Source organism: Micromonospora sp. WMMD956 (assembly GCF_029626125.1).
In the GTDB taxonomy this organism is placed as follows: domain Bacteria; phylum Actinomycetota; class Actinomycetes; order Mycobacteriales; family Micromonosporaceae; genus Micromonospora; species Micromonospora carbonacea.
Genome location: NZ_JARUBI010000005.1, coordinates 1165972 through 1182500, shown reverse-complemented (window position 1 = coordinate 1182500; position 16529 = coordinate 1165972). Strand labels below are relative to the sequence as shown.

Sequence of the window (16529 nt, the reverse complement as noted above, 5' to 3'; positions counted from 1 at the left end):
GACCTGTTAGCTCTTTCGGGGGCGAAGCGGAGAACTTAAGCGCCAGTAAACGGCGGTGGTAACTATAACCATCCTAAGGTAGCGAAATTCCTTGTCGGGTAAGTTCCGACCTGCACGAATGGCGTAACGACTTCCCCACTGTCTCAACCACAGGCCCGGCGAAATTGCATTACGAGTAAAGATGCTCGTTACGCGCGGCAGGACGGAAAGACCCCGGGACCTTTACTATAGCTTGACATTGGTATCTGAGTTAGCTTGTGTAGGATAGGTGGGAGCCGGTGAAGCTCATACGCCAGTATGGGTGGAGGCAATCTTGAAATACCACTCTGGTTGATTCGGGTATCTAACTTCGGGCCGTTATCCGGTTCAGGGACAGTGTCTGGTGGGTAGTTTAACTGGGGCGGTTGCCTCCTAAAGGGTAACGGAGGCGCCCAAAGGTTCCCTCAGCCTGGTTGGCAATCAGGTGTTGAGTGCAAGTGCACAAGGGGGCTTGACTGTGAGACTGACAGGTCGAGCAGGGACGAAAGTCGGGACTAGTGATCCGGCACTTGCGTGTGGAAGCGGTGTCGCTCAACGGATAAAAGGTACCCCGGGGATAACAGGCTGATCTTCCCCAAGAGTCCATATCGACGGGATGGTTTGGCACCTCGATGTCGGCTCGTCGCATCCTGGGGCTGTAGCAGGTCCCAAGGGTTGGGCTGTTCGCCCATTAAAGCGGTACGCGAGCTGGGTTTAGAACGTCGTGAGACAGTTCGGTCCCTATCCGCCGTGCGCGTAGGATACTTGAGAAGGGCTGTCCCTAGTACGAGAGGACCGGGACGGACGAACCTCTGGTGTGCCAGTTGTCCCGCCAGGGGCACGGCTGGTTGGCTACGTTCGGAAGGGATAACCGCTGAAAGCATCTAAGCGGGAAGCCTGCTTCAAGATGAGGTATCCCACCCACTTTTGGTGGGGTAAGGCCCCCAGCTAGACGACTGGGTTGATAGGCCGGAGATGTAAGCTCGGTAACGGGTTGAGTTGACCGGTACTAATAGGCCGAGGACTTGACTACAAAGCTGCTACGCGTCCACTGTGCAACTCTGAACAAACAGACGCCCACCCCGGCTGGGGTTGTGGTTGTTTGATATGTTCATAGAGTTACGGCGGTCATGGCGGAGGGGAAACGCCCGGTTACATTCCGAACCCGGAAGCTAAGCCCTCCAGCGCCGATGGTACTGCACTCGGGAGGGTGTGGGAGAGTAGGACACCGCCGGACATTCGTTCGTTTCAGGGCCACCCCGACCGGGGTGGCCCTGAAACGCATTCCGGCCCGAACACCGCCCGCGGCACGCGGGTGCCGCCGGCGGTCGCAGACCCCGGACGGGATCAGGCGCGTGTCTGGATCTCCTCGCGGATCTGGCGTAGCAGGTCACCGGCGGAATCCACCGGACGGCCCGGGAACATCGCCATCGCGACGCTACCGTGGTCGGCCCAGCCGCAGATCGCGAAGTCGCCGCCCTCGCCGCTGGTGGTGCCGCACTTCATCACCCCGCCGAGCCGCCCGGGGGAGACCTCCCGCAGGCCGGTGACCTTCCCGGTCTCGTCCGTCATGAGGCGGAACAGGGTGTCCAGGTCGCGTTCGGGCTGCCACAGCAGCGTCGTACCGCCGAAGATGAGCACCGCCCGCTTGTCGTCGGCCGGGTCCCGGTAGACGGTGCCGAAGCTGCGGTCCAGGTCGATGTCGGCGGAGAGCCCGTCGCGCAGGTAGTCGGCGGTGCTGCGGGCGCGTTCGCTGTCGTCCCGCTGTAGGCCGGCGACGGCCTCGGGGCTGGACAGCTCGGTGTCCTTCTGCTGCGCCATCCGCCAGCCGGCGATGCCGAGCGCGCCGACGCCGGCGAGGCCGGCCGCCAGGACCGCCGCGAGGACGATCCGCCGCCGCCGGGACCGGGGCGCGGGGCCGGGGCCGTCCTCCGGATCCCGGTTGCCGAGGCGGATCGGTTCCTCGGTGAGGTCGATCGGCTCGGGCTCGTCGGCGAGTGAACGCTGCGTGAGATGCGCCTCGGACATAGCCGACACCGTACGCGAACAACAGGTGGCGCACGTCAGGTCCTCGGAAGCGCTCCGTAGACTTTGAGGGTGACCGAGAGACTGGATGCCCGACGCCCCGCCGCCCCGACCCTCTCCGCCCAGTACCAGCCGGGCGAGGTAGAGCAGCGACGGTACGAGCAGTGGGTAGCCGGTGGCCGGTTCCGGGCGTCGGCCCAGAGCGACAAGCCGCCGTTCACCGTGGTCATCCCCCCGCCGAACGTCACCGGTTCGCTGCACATGGGCCACGCCTTCGAGCACACGCTGATGGACGCGCTGACCCGGCGCAAGCGGATGCAGGGCTACGAGGCGCTCTGGCTGCCGGGCATGGACCACGCCGGCATCGCCACCCAGAACCTCGTGGAGCGGCAGCTGGCGGGGGAGGGCCTGTCCCGTCACGACCTGGGCCGCGAGAAGTTCGTCGAGCGGGTGTGGCAGTGGAAGGCCGAGTCCGGCGGCGCGATCCTGGGCCAGATGCGCCGCCTCGGCGACGCCGTCGACTGGGACCGGGAGCGTTTCACCATGGACGCCGGCCTCTCCCGGGCCGTGCAGACCATGTTCAAGAAGCTCTTCGACGACGGGCTGATCTACCGGGCCAACCGGATCATCAACTGGTGCCCGCGCTGCCTGACCGCGCTCTCCGACATCGAGGTCGAGCACACCGACGACGAGGGCGAGCTGGTCTCGATCCGCTACTCCGCCGACGTGGTGGTGGCCACCACCCGCGCCGAGACGATGCTCGGCGACACCGCAGTGGCGGTGCACCCCGACGACGAGCGGTACCAGCACCTGATCGGCACCGAGGTCGAGGTGCCGCTGACCGGCCGCCGGATCCCGATCGTGGCCGACGAACACGTCGACCCGGCCTTCGGCACGGGCATGGTGAAGGTGACCCCGGCGCACGACCCGAACGACTTCGAGATCGGCCAGCGGCACGGCCTGCCCGCCCTGGCGATCATGGACGAGCGCGGGGTGATCACCGCTCACGGGCCGTTCCAGGGCCTCGACCGCTACGAGGCCCGGCCGGCGATCGTGGCCGCGCTGCGCGAGCAGGGCCTGATCGTGGCCGAGAAGCGGCCGTACGTGCACGCCGTCGGCCACTGCTCGCGGTGCAAGACCACGGTCGAGCCGCGGCTGTCGTTGCAGTGGTTCGTCAACACCGGCCCGCTGGCCAAGGCGGCCGGTGACGCGGTGCGCGACGGCCGGGTGAAGATCGAGCCCGCCGAGCTGGCGAAGCGGTACTTCGCGTGGGTCGACAACATGCACGACTGGTGCATCTCCCGCCAGCTGTGGTGGGGCCACCGCATCCCCGTCTGGTACGGGCCGGACGGCGAGATCGTCTGCGTCGGGCCCGACGAGGAGCCGCCGACCGGCGCGGGCTGGCACCAGGACGAGGACGTGCTGGACACCTGGTTCTCCAGCGGCCTGTGGCCGTTCTCCACGCTTGGCTGGCCGGAGCAGACGCCGGACCTGGCGAAGTTCTACCCGACCAGCGTCCTGGTCACCGGCTACGACATCCTGTTCTTCTGGGTCGCCCGGATGATGATGTTCGGCCTGTACGCGATGGACGGCCGGCAGCCGTTCGACGTCGTCGCCCTGCACGGCATGGTGCGCGACGAGCACGGCAAGAAGATGTCGAAGTCGTTCGGCAACGTGGTCGACCCGCTGGACTGGATCGACCGGTTCGGCGCCGACGCGACCCGGTTCACCCTCGCCCGGGGCGCCAACCCCGGCCAGGACGTCCCGGTCAGCGAGGACTGGTGCCAGGGCTCCCGCAACTTCTGCAACAAGCTCTGGAACGCCACCCGCTTCGCGCTGATGAACGGCGCGCACGTCGACGGCCCGCTGCCGGACGCCGGGCAGCTCTCCACCGTCGACCGGTGGATCCTGTCCCGGCTCGCGCACGTCACCGCCGAGGTGGACGAGCAGTTCGAGGCGTACGAGTTCGCGAAGGTCTGCGACCTGCTCTACCACTTCGCCTGGGACGACGTCTGCGACTGGTACGTGGAGCTGAGCAAGCCGGTGCTCGCCGAGGGCGGGCCCGCCGCCGACGCCACCCGCCGGGTGCTCGGGCACGTGCTCGACCAGCTGCTGCGGCTGCTGCACCCGGTGATCCCCTTCGTCACCGAGGAGCTGTGGATCGCCCTCACCGGCAGGGAGACCGTCATGACGGCCGCCTGGCCGGCTGCCGACCGTACCGGAATCGACGACGCCGCGGAGGGCGAGGTCGGCACCGTCCAGCGGGTGGTGACCGAGATCCGGCGCTTCCGGTCCGACCAGGGCCTGCGGCCCACCCAGCGGGTCGTCGCGCGGCTCGACGGCCTGGCCGGCGCGGGCATCGCGGGCCACGAACGGCTGATCCGGTCGCTGGTCCGGCTCGACCCGCCCGCCGACGACTTCCAGGCCAGCGCCACCCTCGCCATGCCCGGCGAGGTGAGCGTCGCGCTGGACACCCGGGGTTCGATCGACGTGGCCGCCGAGCGGGCCCGGCTCACCAAGGACCGGGCGGCGGCCGAGAAGGAGGTCGCCCAGGCCCGGGCGAAGCTCGACAACCCGGCGTTCGTGGGGAAGGCCCCGGAGCCGGTGGTCGCCAAGATCCGGGAGCGGCTGGCCACCGCCGAGGCCGACCTGGTCCGCATCGACGCCGCTCTGGAGGCGCTGCCCTCGTGACCGACCGCACCGACCGCACCGACCGCGCCCGTGGGGGCGACCGCACCGACCGCGCCCGTGGGGGCGACGGCGGTGGCCGCACCGAGTTCGCCGAGGTGGAGGCCGCGCTCAACGGGCGCGGCTTCACCCGCATGCACTTCGAGCTGGACCGCATCGAGACGCTGCTCGACCTGCTCGGCAGCCCGCAGCGGGCGTACCCGTCGATCCACCTCACCGGGACCAACGGCAAGACGTCCACCGCCCGGATGATCGACTCGCTGCTGCGGGCGTTCGGGCTGCACACCGGCCGCTACACCAGCCCGCACCTGGAGAGCGTGCGGGAGCGGATCAGCCTCGACGGGGAGCCGGTGACCGAGGACCGGTTCGTGGCCACGTACCGCGAGGTCGCCCCCCTGGCCGAGCTGGTCGACCAGCGTTCCGCCGAGCCGCTGACGTACTTCGACATGACGACGGCGCTGGCGTTCGCGGCGTTCGCCGACGCCCCGGTGGACGTCGCGGTGGTCGAGGTGGGGCTCGGCGGCGCGGAGGACGCCACCAACGTGCTCCAGGCCGGGGTGGCGGTGCTCACCCCGATCGGGCTCGACCACACCGAGTGGCTCGGCGACACCCTCCAGGACATCGCCCTGCACAAGGCCGGGATCATCCACAAGGGCGCCACGGTCGTCTGCGCGGCGCAGGAGGAGGAGGCCGCCCGGCCGATCCTGGAACGCTGCGCCGAGGTCGGCGCGACCGTCGCCCGCGAGGGGTCCGAGTTCGGCGTGCTGCGCCGGTCGGTCGCCGTCGGCGGCCAGGTCCTGAACATCCAAGGGCTCGGCGGGGTGTACGAGGAGGTGTTCGTCCCGCTGCACGGCGCGCACCAGGCGCAGAACGCGGCGGTGGCGCTGGCCGCCGTGGAGGCGTTCCTCGGTGCGGGGGCGAAGCGGCAGCTCGACGTCGAGGCCGTCCGGGAGGGGTTCGCCTCCGTCAGCTCGCCCGGCCGGCTGGAGAAGGTGCGCACGGCGCCGACGATCCTGCTCGACGGCGCGCACAACCCGCACGGGATGGCCGCGACGGTCACCGCGTTGCAGGAGGAGTTCGCGTTCAGCAAGCTCGTCGGCGTGCTCGCCGTGCTCGGCGACAAGGACGCCGCGGGCCTGCTGGAGCTGCTGGAACCGGTGCTCGATCACCTGGTGGTCGCCCGCAACTCCTCGCCCCGGGCGATGCCGGCCGAGGAGCTGGCCGGGCTGGCCCGGGAGGTCTTCGGGCCGGAACGGGTGGAGGTGGCCGAGGAGATGCCCGACGCGATCGAGGCGGCGGTGGCGCAGGCCGAGTCCGACGTGCCCGGCGAGCTGGCCGGGGTCGGCGTGCTCATCACCGGGTCGGTGGTGACCGTGGCCGACGCCCGCCGGCTGCTGAAGCGATGACGTCCCCCGAGGAGCGTCCTTCCTCCGCCTCCGCCGAGGAGGGCTCCTCCTCGCTGGCCGGGGCGGGGCAGCGGCGGTCCGGGCTGCGTAACCCCGAGGGAGCCGTACGGGGCCTCGGCGCGGGGACGCTGGGCCTGGAGGCGCTGGTGCTGCTGCTCGCCATCCAGCCGATCCGGGTGGTCGGCGGCGAGCTCAGCGGCGCGGCCATCGCGGTGATCGTGGCGTTGGCCGTGGCGGCGGTGGCGCTCGCCGGCATGATGCGCCGGCCGTGGGCCTGGCACGCCGGCACCGTGCTCCAGGGGGCGCTGCTGCTCGCCGGGCTGCTGCACTGGTCGCTGCTGGCGCTGGGGATCATCTTCGCGCTGGTCTGGGGCTATGCCCTGCACGTGCGCCGGGTGATCCTCGGTCGCTGAGCCGCCCAACGCCGCGCCAGCCACCCGTCCACCCGCGCTGCTGCGCCGTTCGCCGCGCCGTTGGCTTCGGGGCGGGAGGAGGTTAGGAAGGGACCCCTGCTCTACCGAATGCGTTAACAGGGGGCCCTTCCTTGCGCCTCAGGCGTCGGCGCGGGTGCGCCACTGGGTGAGGGCGACCCCGTGGCCGTCCGGGTCGCGGAACGCGGCCGCCCACACCTCCAGCTTGGTGCCCCGGTTGACCACCCGGGGGGCGTAGGTGAAGCGGACGCCGGAGTCGCGCATCCGCTCGTACGCGCCCTGGATGTCGTCGACCTCCAGGTTGACGTGGACGAGGCGGCGGCTCATGGGGGCGGCGCCGGCGACCTCGCGCAGCACCAGCCGGGTCGCCCCGGAGGCGAGCACGGCGTTGCCGGAGCCCCGGTCGACCTCGGTGAAGCCGAGGGTGTCGCGGTAGAACTCCAGCGAGCGGCCCAGGTCGGTGACCAGCAGGGTGATGCCGACGCCGCTGATCGGGGCGGCGGCGTCGGCCGGCTCGGCCTCCGGGTCGTAGCCGAAGATCGCCTCGTCCAGCTCGGCCTGGTCCAGGGGGGCCGCCCGGGTGCCCGGGTCGTCCAGCGGCACGTCGATCGGGTCGGCGATCGGGTCGGCGGGCGGGCGCGCCTCGACCGGGTCGGCGGGCGCGGGGCCCGCGTCGATGGTCTCCACCGGCACGGTCCGGTCGAACCGGTCGTCGGCCGGGTCGAACCGCTCCTCGGTCGCCGCGAACCGCTCCTCGGCCGGGGAACGGGGGGCCGGGGTGGCCCGGCGGGGCAACTGGCCGGTGCTCGGCTCCACCAGCGTCCCCTCCAGCACGACCGGTCCGCCGGGGCGGTGGTGCATCACGACGGGCTCCCGGTCCTCCGGCAGCGGGCCGAGGTCGTCGTGCAGCGGGTGCAGGTCGTCGGGCACCGGCGCGTCGCGCGGGTCGTCGTGGAAGTCGTCGTCCGGGGCGCGACCGGCCCACGGCGGCGCCTCCTGCCCGATGAGCACCTCGTCGACGGGGTCGGGCGCGGCGAACTCGGGCGGCAGGTCCGCGGCCGCCGCCGCGGCGGTCTCCGAATGGGTGGGCACGTCGTCCCAGAGGACCCGGACGTGGCGCTGGTCGTCGAGGGCCACCCGGATCGGCAGGGCCTGGCCGACCGCCGGCCACTTCGCCACCGGCACCCTCGGCTCGATGATCTTCTTCGACCGGGGCGGCATGCCGGGCGCGTCGATGACCAGTTGCAGCTCGCAGCGGCCGAACGCGTACGTGGTGGGGGGCTCGGAGGCGCTGTGCACGTGCCCGATGCCGACGACCCAGGTGCGCCCGCCGCCGCGCACGGTGGCCAGGGCGATCGCCAGCACCACCAGCGCCACGCCCAGCGCCACGATCGCCCAACTGGTCATGCCCAGCCCGAACAGGACCACGAAGGTCGCCACGGTGCCGAGCACCGCGGCGATGAGCTTGCGTACCGGCGCGATGGGTCGGTTCCCGTTAGCCACAGTGGACCTCCCTGGAGTCAAGGGCCAGGCTAGGCCGGATCGGCGACCCAGGGAAAGAGCAGCCGCCGCGCCGGCGCCGGGACCGGGTCGCTAGGCTGACCGTACCCAGCCGAGCCGCCTTCCGCGCACAGGAGGAACCCAGCGTGTCCAGCAGCAGCCCGGACGAGCGCACCCTCGTCCTGATCAAGCCCGACGCGGTCCGCCGTGGCCTGGTCGGCGAGATCCTCTCCCGCTTCGAGCGCAAGGGCCTGCGGATCGACGCCATGGTGACCCGGGCGATGGACGGCGACTTCGCCGACCAGCACTATGCCGAGCACGTCGACAAGCCGTTCTACCCGCCGCTGAAGGGCTTCATGACCAGCGGCCCGCTGGTCGCCCTCGTGCTCGCCGGCGACCAGGTCATCGAGGTCGTGCGCGGCATGATCGGCAGCACCGACGGTCGCCGCGCCGCCGCCGGCACCATCCGCGGCGACTTCTCCCTGTCCAACCGGGAGAACCTGGTGCACGCCTCCGACTCGGCCGACAGCGCCAAGCGCGAGATCGCGCTCTGGTTCCCCGAGCTGGACTGACGCCCCCGGGCGAACTGACGGGTTTCCGACCGCGCGGGCGGTGCGGCGGCCCGGTGGCCGCCTCACCCCGCCAGCCGGGTCAGCTTGTCCGGGTTGCCCACCACGTAGAGGCCGGTGATCCGGCCGTCGGCGGCGGCCACGGCCAGCGCGTACCGCCGGCCGTCGGGCCAGTGGATGACGACCCCGGGCCGGCCGTTGAGCTCGGTCGGGGCGACCCGGGCCGCCGGCCGGCGGCGAGGCCCGTGGATGCCGGCGAAGAAGCGGGCGACCCGGTCCGCCCCGTGCACCGGGTTGCGGGCCGACCGGACCCGCCCGCCGCCGTCGGCCCACACCGTGACGTCGTCGGCCACCAGGTCGGTCAGCCGGGCCAGGTCGCCGTCGCGGGCGGCGGCGAGGAACGCGTCGAGCAGCCGCCGCTGCTCGCCGGGGCCCGCGGTGAAGCGGCGGCGGCCCGCGGCGACCTTGTCCGTCGCCCGGTGGTGCAACTGCCGGCAGTCCGCCGCCGACCGGCCGAGGATCCCGGCGATCTCGGCGAACGGCAGCGCGAACGCGGTGCGCAGCACGTAGACGGCGCGTTCCGGCGCGGTCAGCCGCTCCAACAGGTGCAGCAGCGCCAGCGAGAGCGAGTCGCGCAGCTCCGCGTGCTCGGCTGGCCCGCAGGGCGGCTCGACCGGCGGCCCGAACGGCGAGGGCGCGGTGGCCACGGGCTCGGGCAGCCACGTTCCGACGTACGTCTCCCGGGCCGCCTGCCGCGCGCGGAGCCGGTCGATCGCGAGCCGGGTGACCACCCGGGACAGGTAGCGGCGCGGCTCGACCACGGCCGACCGGTCGACGCCGACCCACCGCAGGTAGGCGTCCTGGAGCACGTCCTCGGCATCGTGCAGGCTGCCGAGCAGCCGGTACGCCAGCCCGAGCAACATCGGCCGGTGCGCGTCGAGCACGCCGGCCGCCCCCGTCGCGTCGGCTGCCGTCGTACCGGCCGGCTCCGTCGGCGGGACCAGCGCGCGACCGGGCCGGCACCCGCTCCCGGCCAGCCGCGCCCCCGGCGCCGTCACTCGTCCGTCGAGGGGCGGCGTCGGGTGGCCGCCACGATCCGGTTCCACACGTTGATGGTGGCGATCGCGACCGTCAGGTCCGCCAGCTCCCGCTCCGACCAGACCTTCGCGGCGGCGTCCCACACGTCGTCGGGCACCCCGTGCTCGCCGAGGCGGGTGAGCGCGTCGGTGAGCGCGAGCGCCGTGCGTTCCCGCTCGTCGAAGAAGGGCGCCTCCCGCCAGGCGGCCACGGCGAACAGCCGCCGGCTGGACTCGCCCGCCGCGAGCGCCTCCCGGCTGTGCATGTCCACGCAGAACGCGCAGCCGTTCAGCATGGACGCCCGGAGCTTCACCAGCTCCAGCACGGTGTGGTCGACGTTGTCCCGGGCGTAGCGCTCCAGCCCGGACACCGCCCGGTAGGCCTCCGGCGCCACCGCCGTCAGGTCGATCCGGCTCATCGTGTCTCCCCTCGTCGTGAGCATGCACCCGGGACGACGGCCGACGGGGCCCGGATGTGACAGCTCGCGGTGTGACGCGCGTCATCCCGGCGGCGCGCGGGGCCACGACGGCCCCGACTGGTCAGTCGGCCTTTCCCCGCCGGTCATCCGGCCCGCCGCGACAGCACACCTGCCCCCGGTACACCACTGGTGACCAACTTCCCGTGGAGGGGACAGATGACTTCTCTCGACCGACGTACCCTGCTGCGCGCCGGCCTCGCGACCGGGGCGGGCCTGGCCGGCGGCACGCTGTTCGGCGCGGCCGACGGCCGGGCTGCCGGTGCCGGGGCGACCCCGCCGGCCGGCGCGCCCGCCTGGCGGCCCGCCGGCCGGCCCGTGCTCACCCACGGCGTGCAGAGCGGCGACGTCACGGCCGACTCGGCGCTGGTGTGGACCCGCGCCGACCGGCCGGGCCGGATGTGGGTGGAGGTGAGCCGCCGGCCCGACCTGCGCGGCGCGCGGCTGCTGCGCGGCCCGGTGCTCGACCCGTCCGCCGACTTCACCGGCCGGGTGCGGGTGCGCGGCCTGCCGTGCGGCGAGCGGCTGCACTACCGGGTGTCGGTGGAGAGCCTGGACCGGCACGGGGTGCGCAGCGAGCCGCTGGTCGGCTCGTTCGCCACCGCGCCCGGCGCGCACGGCCGGCGGGGTGTGCGGTTCGTCTGGACCGGCGACATCGCCGGGCAGGGGTGGGGCATCGCCCCCGACTTCGGCGGGATGCGGATCTTCCAGGCGATGCGGTCCGTCCGCCCCGACTTCTTCCTGTGCAGCGGCGACACCGTGTACGCCGACGGGCCGCTCGCCGAGACGGTGACGCTGCCCGACGGCCGGATCTGGCGCAACCTGGTCACCCCGGAGAAGAGCAAGGTCGCCGAGACCCTCGCCGAGTACCGGGGGCAGTTCGCGTACAACCTGCTCGACGAGCACCTGCGCGCGTTCGTCGCCGAGGTGCCGCAGGTCAACCAGTGGGACGACCACGAGGTGACCAACAACTGGTATCCCGGGGAGGTCCTGGCCGACGCCCGGTACACCGAGCAGCGGGTCGACGTGCTCGCCGCGCGGGCCCGGCAGGCGTTCGGCGAGTGGCTGCCGGTGCCGGCGGGCGGGCCGCTGTACCGGAAGCTGTCGTACGGGCCGCTGCTGGACGTGTTCGTGCTGGACATGCGCACCTACAAGGACCCCAACGACGGCAACACGTACGCCGACCCGAAGCGCGGCCTGCTCGGCCGGGAGCAGCGGGCGTGGCTGGTCCGGGAGCTGAAGCGGTCCCGGGCGACGTGGAAGGTGATCGCCAACGACCTGCCGATCGGCCTGGTGGTGCCGGACGGGGCGGCGCAGGAGGGCGTGGCGCAGGGCGACCCCGGCGCGCCCGCCGGGCGGGAGTTGGAGTTCGCCGAGGTGCTGGGCTCGGCGCACCGGGCCGGGGTGACCGGGATCGTGTTCCTCACGGCCGACGTGCACTACACGGCGGCGCACCACTACGACCCGGCGCGGGCGGCGGTGGCCGACTTCACCCCGTTCTGGGAGTTCGTCTCCGGGCCGGCGCACGCGGGCGCGTTCGGGCCGAACGCCCTGGACGGCACGTTCGGCCCGCAGGCGGTCTTCGTCAACGCCCCGCCGCGGGCGAACACGTCGCCGGCCGAGGGCTTCCAGCACTTCGGCGAGGTGGCCATCGACGGGGAGTCGGGCGCGTTCACGGTGCACCTGCGCGACCGCGACGGGGCCTCGCTCTGGACCACCACCCTGCCCGCCCCGGGCCGCTGACCCGATCCCGACCCGGTCCGCGGGCGGTTGCCGTGGCGCGCGAGACGGCAACCGCCCCCGGGGCCGGGCGGAGCGATTAAGTCGGCGGCGGGCGACGACGCCGATCGCGTATCCTTGACCCTCAGCAAGGCGACGACCCGGCCATCACCGGTGAGCCTCCGGAAGAACAGCCGGCGCAACCCGGCCCAGTAGAACCGGACGGGTCCGGCCCGTCACAGCCGGCAACGAGCGGGCGGTCGATCCTGGCCGCCAAGCGGGGTGGTACCGCGGGCCTGCCCCGGCGCGCCGGCGACGGCGTACCGGAGGAGGGCTCGTCCTCGCAGACCCACACTGAGTGAGCTGCGCGAGGAGAGCGACCCCCGATGGCCTATCCGTTGCACGACCCGACCGCCGCCGGCGTCCCGGCGAGCCCCGACCTGCCCGCGGTCGAGCGCCGGGTGCTGGAGCACTGGGCGGCCGACAAGACCTTCGAGGCGTCCGTCGAGGCCCGTCCCGCCGGTGAGAACGGCAAGAACGAGTACGTCTTCTACGACGGCCCGCCGTTCGCCAACGGCCTGCCGCACTACGGCCACCTCTTCACGGGGTACGTCAAGGACGCGGTGCCCCGCTACCAGACGATGCGCGGCCGGCACGTCGAGCGGCGCTTCGGCTGGGACTGCCACGGCCTGCCGGCCGAGGTCGTCGCCGAGAAGCAACTCGGCATCACCAGCAAGGCGGAGATCCTCGACCTGGGCGTGGCCCGGTTCAACGAGGCGTGCCGCGCCTCGGTGCTGGAGTTCACCCAGGACTGGGAGCGGTACGTCACCCGGCAGGCCCGCTGGGTCGACTTCGCCAACGACTACAAGACCCTCGACCTGGACTACATGGAAAGCGTCATGTGGGCCTTCAAGACCCTGCACGACAAGGGCCTGGTCTACGAGGGCTTCCGGGTGCTGGCGTACTGCTGGCGGTGCGAGACCCCGCTGTCGAACACCGAGACCCGGATGGACGACGTCTACAAGGACCGGCACGACCCCACGCTGACCGTGTGGTTCGGGCTGACCGCCGACGACGCCGCCCCCGAGCTGCTGCGCGGGCCGGTGAAGCTGGGCGTGTGGACCACGACGCCGTGGACGCTGCCGTCGAACCTGGCGCTCGCCGTCGGCCCCGACATCGAGTACGCGGTGCTGGAGCACCGGGGTTCCCCCGACAGCGAGCGCAGGGGCGACCGGTTCGTCGTCGGGGCGGCGCGGCTGGGCGCGTACGCGAAGGAGCTGGAGGGCTACGAGCAGGTCGGCACCGTGTACGGCCGCGACCTGGTCGGCCGCCGCTACACCCCGCTGTACGACTTCCTCGTCTCCCGGGCCGGCGAGAACGCGTACCAGGTGCTCGGGGCGGAGTTCGTCACCACCGAGGACGGCACCGGGATCGTCCACCTCGCCCCCGCCTTCGGCGAGGACGACCAGAACGTCTGCAACGCGGCCGGCATCCCGACCGTCGTCACCGTCGACGACCACACCCGGTTCACCGCGCTCGTGCCGCCGTACCAGGGCGAGCAGGTCTTCGACGTCAACAAGCCGGTGATCCGGGAGCTGAAGGAGCGGGGGGTGGTGCTGCGGCAGGACACCTACACCCACTCCTACCCGCACTGCTGGCGCTGCGACACCCCGCTGGTCTACAAGGCGGTGTCGTCGTGGTTCGTGGCGGTGACGCGGTTCAAGGACCGGATGGTCGAGCTGAACCAGCAGATCAACTGGACGCCGGGGCACATCAAGGACGGCTCGTTCGGCAAGTGGCTGGCCAACGCCCGGGACTGGTCGATCAGCCGCAACCGGTTCTGGGGCTCGCCGATCCCGGTGTGGAAGTCCGACGACCCGAACCACCCGCGCGTCGACGTCTACGGCTCGCTGGACGAGATCGAGCGGGACTTCGGCGTACGCCTGACCGACCTGCACCGGCCGGCGGTCGACGACCTGGTGCGCCCCAACCCGGACGACCCGACCGGCAGGTCGACGATGCGCCGGGTGCCGGAGGTGCTGGACTGCTGGTTCGAGTCCGGCTCGATGCCGTTCGCCCAGGTGCACTACCCGTTCGAGAACGCGGACTGGTTCGAGCACCACTACCCGGGCGACTTCATCGTCGAGTACATCGGGCAGACCCGCGGCTGGTTCTACACCATGCACGTGCTGGCCACGGCGCTGTTCGACCGGCCGGCGTTCCGCAACTGCCTCAGCCACGGCATCCTGCTCGGCTCCGACGGGCGCAAGATGTCCAAGAGCCTGCGCAACTATCCGGACGTCTACCACGTCTTCGACTCGTACGGCTCCGACGCGATGCGCTGGATGCTGATGTCGTCGCCGGTGCTGCGCGGCGGGGACATGCCGGTCACCGAGGGGTCGATCCGCGACGCCGTCCGGCAGGTGCTGCTGCCGCTGTGGAACGTGTGGTACTTCTTCTCGCTCTACGCCAACGCCGACGGGTACACGGCGAAGCGGCGGGTGGACTCCACCCACCTGCTCGACCGGTACGTGCTGGCGAAGACGAACGAGCTGGTCGCCACGACGCAGGCGCAGCTCGACGCGTACGACATCTCGGGGGCCTGCGCGACGGTCCGGTCGTTCCTCGACGCGCTGACCAACTGGTACGTCCGCCGGTCCCGCGACCGGTTCTGGTCCGGCGACGCCGACGCGTTCGACACGCTCTGGACGGTGCTGGAGACGCTGTGCCGGGTGGTGGCCCCGCTGGCGCCGCTGACCGCCGAGGAGATCTGGCGCGGCCTCACCGGCGAACGGTCGGTGCACCTGACCGACTGGCCGGCGGCCGAGGAGTTCCCCGCCGACCACGAGCTCGTCGCGGCGATGGACGCCGTCCGGGACGTCTGCTCGGCGGCGCTGTCGCTGCGCAAGGCCAAGGGGCTGCGGGTGCGGCTGCCGCTGGCGAAGCTGACCGTCGCCTCGCCGGTGGCGGCGCAGCTGCGCCCGTTCGCCGACCTGGTCGCCGACGAGGTCAACGTGAAGGCCGTGGAGTTCTCCGAGGAGGTCGCCAGCTACTGCCAGCAGGTGCTGACCGTGGTGCCCCGGGCGCTCGGGCCCCGCGTCGGCAAGCAGGTGCAGCAGGTGATCAAGGCGGTCAAGGCGGGCGAGTGGGAGCTGGTCGACGGCGCCCCCGTCGCCGCCGGGGTCACCCTCGCCGAGGGCGAGTACGAGCTGCGCCTCGTCGCCGCCGACGCCGAGCACTCCGCGCCGCTGCCCGGCGCGCAGGGCGTGGTCGTGCTCGACACGGCGGTCACCCCGGAGCTGGCCGCCGAGGGGCTGGCCCGCGACGTGGTGCGGGTGGTGCAGCAGGCCCGCCGCGACGCCGACCTGGACGTGTCGGACCGGATCGCGCTGACGCTGTCGGCGTCGGCGGAGGTCCGGGCGGCGGTGGCGGCGTACCGGGACTTCGTGGCCCGCGAGGTGCTCGCCGACGCGATCGAGGTGGTGGCGGAGGACGCCGACCTCGCCGACCGGGCCGACCGGCCCGGCTTCGCCGGTGAGGTCGGCGACGGCGAGGGCGTGACGGTCGCGGTGCGCCGCGCCTGAGGTGTAAGGAGGGGCCCCCTGTTAACGCTTTCTGTATAGGAGGGGGCCCCTCCTAACCGCCCCGGGCCGCGTCGCGCGGTGGCCCGGGGGGTGGCGGCCATCCGAGCGGGCGTGCCGGCCATCCGAGCGGGCGTGCCGGTCACGGAGCGGGCGCGGCGGCGACCCGTGCGGGCCGGCTCGACAGCGTCGGCTAACGTGACAACACCCGTGCCAGCACGGACCACCGGTATCGGCCGACCGCTGGTTACCGGCCCGACCGGCCGTCCCCGCACGACCGCCTGTCCCAGCACGACCCCGGAGGACCAGTGCCGCTGCTCTACACCATCGGCAAGCTCACCGTGGCACCCACGCTCCGGTTGGCGTTCCGACCGACCGTGGAGGGTCTCGAGCACATCCCGGCGGCCGGCGGCGCGATCTTCGCCGGCAACCACCTCTCGGTCGCCGACGAGCTGTTCCTCGGCACGGTCGTGCCCCGGCACCTGGCGTTCTGGGCGAAGTCCGAATACTTCAAGGGCACCGGCGTGAAGGGTGCCTTCTCCAAGTTCGTGCTCACCGGCCTGGGGGCGATCCCCGTCGAGCGGGCCGGCGGCCGGGCCGCGCTGTCCGCGTTCGACGCGGCGATCCCGGCCCTCCAGGGCGGCGACCTGGTCGCCGTCTACCCGGAGGGGACCCGCTCGCCCGACGGGCGGCTCTACCGGGGGCGCACCGGCGCGGCCCGGCTGGCCGTAGCGGCCGGCGTGCCGATCATCCCGGTCGGCATGATCGGCACCGACAAGGCACAGCCGATCGGCGCCCGGGTGCCCCGGCCGGGCAAGGCGAAGATCGTCGTCCGGTTCGGCAAGCCGCTGGACTTCACCGGCCGCCCCGACGACCGGACGTCGCTGCGCGAGATGACCGACGAGCTGATGAGCGAGATCCAGAAGCTCACCGGCCAGGAGTACGTCCCGCGCTACGCCCCGCCGCGCGCCAACGCGCCGGTCGCCGGCGAGCCCCCGGCCGGGGCCTGACCCGCCCGGGCGCGCCCGACGTCGCGGGCC

Annotated in this window: 11 protein-coding genes and 2 rRNA genes (1 of these 13 running past the window's edge); 9 read left to right on the top strand and 4 right to left on the bottom strand. The window is 72.3% G+C overall.

What is annotated here, in order from left to right:
* A 23S ribosomal RNA gene (locus tag O7628_RS05450) occupies positions 1 to 1051 on the top strand; it begins 2060 nt to the left of the window's first position.
* 87 nt (positions 1052 to 1138) lie between these two features.
* Positions 1139 to 1255, top strand: a 5S ribosomal RNA gene (rrf, locus tag O7628_RS05445).
* Positions 1256 to 1365: 110 nt separating this feature from the next.
* Here rrf and O7628_RS05440 read toward each other — a convergent pair.
* Entirely contained in the window at positions 1366 to 2046 is a 681-nt protein-coding gene (locus tag O7628_RS05440) for a hypothetical protein (RefSeq protein ID WP_278128807.1), read from the bottom strand.
* A gap of 69 nt (positions 2047 to 2115) precedes the next feature.
* Here O7628_RS05440 and O7628_RS05435 point away from each other — a divergent pair, with 69 nt between their 5' ends.
* The 3 genes from O7628_RS05435 to O7628_RS05425 all read left to right on the top strand — a co-directional run bounded on the left by O7628_RS05435 (position 2116) and on the right by O7628_RS05425 (position 6550).
* Positions 2116 to 4734, top strand: coding sequence for a valine--tRNA ligase (locus O7628_RS05435; RefSeq protein ID WP_278128805.1), 2619 nt, complete (start codon positions 2116 to 2118; stop codon positions 4732 to 4734).
* Positions 4735 to 4865: 131 nt separating this feature from the next.
* Complete coding sequence (locus tag O7628_RS05430; protein ID WP_278136228.1) at positions 4866 to 6137, top strand: folylpolyglutamate synthase/dihydrofolate synthase family protein; 1272 nt, start codon at positions 4866 to 4868, stop codon at positions 6135 to 6137.
* Complete coding sequence (locus tag O7628_RS05425) at positions 6134 to 6550, top strand: DUF4233 domain-containing protein (RefSeq protein WP_278128803.1); 417 nt, start codon at positions 6134 to 6136, stop codon at positions 6548 to 6550. The genes O7628_RS05430 and O7628_RS05425 overlap by 4 nt, the downstream gene beginning before the upstream one ends.
* A gap of 138 nt (positions 6551 to 6688) precedes the next feature.
* Here the strand turns inward: O7628_RS05425 and O7628_RS05420 are convergent, their stop codons facing one another.
* Complete coding sequence (locus tag O7628_RS05420) at positions 6689 to 8071, bottom strand: VOC family protein (protein ID WP_278128801.1); 1383 nt, start codon at positions 8069 to 8071, stop codon at positions 6689 to 6691.
* Positions 8072 to 8214: 143 nt separating this feature from the next.
* Between O7628_RS05420 and ndk the strand changes: the two genes are divergently transcribed.
* Entirely contained in the window at positions 8215 to 8640 is a 426-nt protein-coding gene (ndk, locus tag O7628_RS05415) for a nucleoside-diphosphate kinase (protein WP_074474547.1), read from the top strand.
* A gap of 62 nt (positions 8641 to 8702) precedes the next feature.
* Here the strand turns inward: ndk and sigJ are convergent, their stop codons facing one another.
* A complete protein-coding gene (gene sigJ / locus O7628_RS05410; protein ID WP_278128799.1) occupies positions 8703 to 9743 on the bottom strand; it encodes an RNA polymerase sigma factor SigJ in 1041 nt (346 codons plus the stop codon).
* Positions 9692 to 10132, bottom strand: a complete 441-nt coding sequence (locus O7628_RS05405) for a carboxymuconolactone decarboxylase family protein (RefSeq protein ID WP_278128797.1) — start codon at positions 10130 to 10132, stop codon at positions 9692 to 9694. Before O7628_RS05405 ends, sigJ begins: the two co-directional genes overlap by 52 nt.
* A gap of 216 nt (positions 10133 to 10348) precedes the next feature.
* Between O7628_RS05405 and O7628_RS05400 the strand changes: the two genes are divergently transcribed.
* The 3 genes from O7628_RS05400 to O7628_RS05390 all read left to right on the top strand — a co-directional run bounded on the left by O7628_RS05400 (position 10349) and on the right by O7628_RS05390 (position 16499).
* Positions 10349 to 11932 (top strand): alkaline phosphatase D family protein, encoded by a 1584-nt coding sequence (locus tag O7628_RS05400; protein WP_278128795.1) that lies wholly within the window; start codon positions 10349 to 10351, stop codon positions 11930 to 11932.
* Between the two features lie 362 nt (positions 11933 to 12294).
* Positions 12295 to 15492: an isoleucine--tRNA ligase gene (ileS, locus tag O7628_RS05395; protein WP_278128793.1), complete on the top strand. Its 3198-nt coding sequence runs from the start codon at positions 12295 to 12297 to the stop codon at positions 15490 to 15492.
* A gap of 305 nt (positions 15493 to 15797) precedes the next feature.
* Positions 15798 to 16499: a lysophospholipid acyltransferase family protein gene (locus tag O7628_RS05390; protein ID WP_278128791.1), complete on the top strand. Its 702-nt coding sequence runs from the start codon at positions 15798 to 15800 to the stop codon at positions 16497 to 16499.
* Positions 16500 to 16529: the final 30 nt, after the last annotated feature.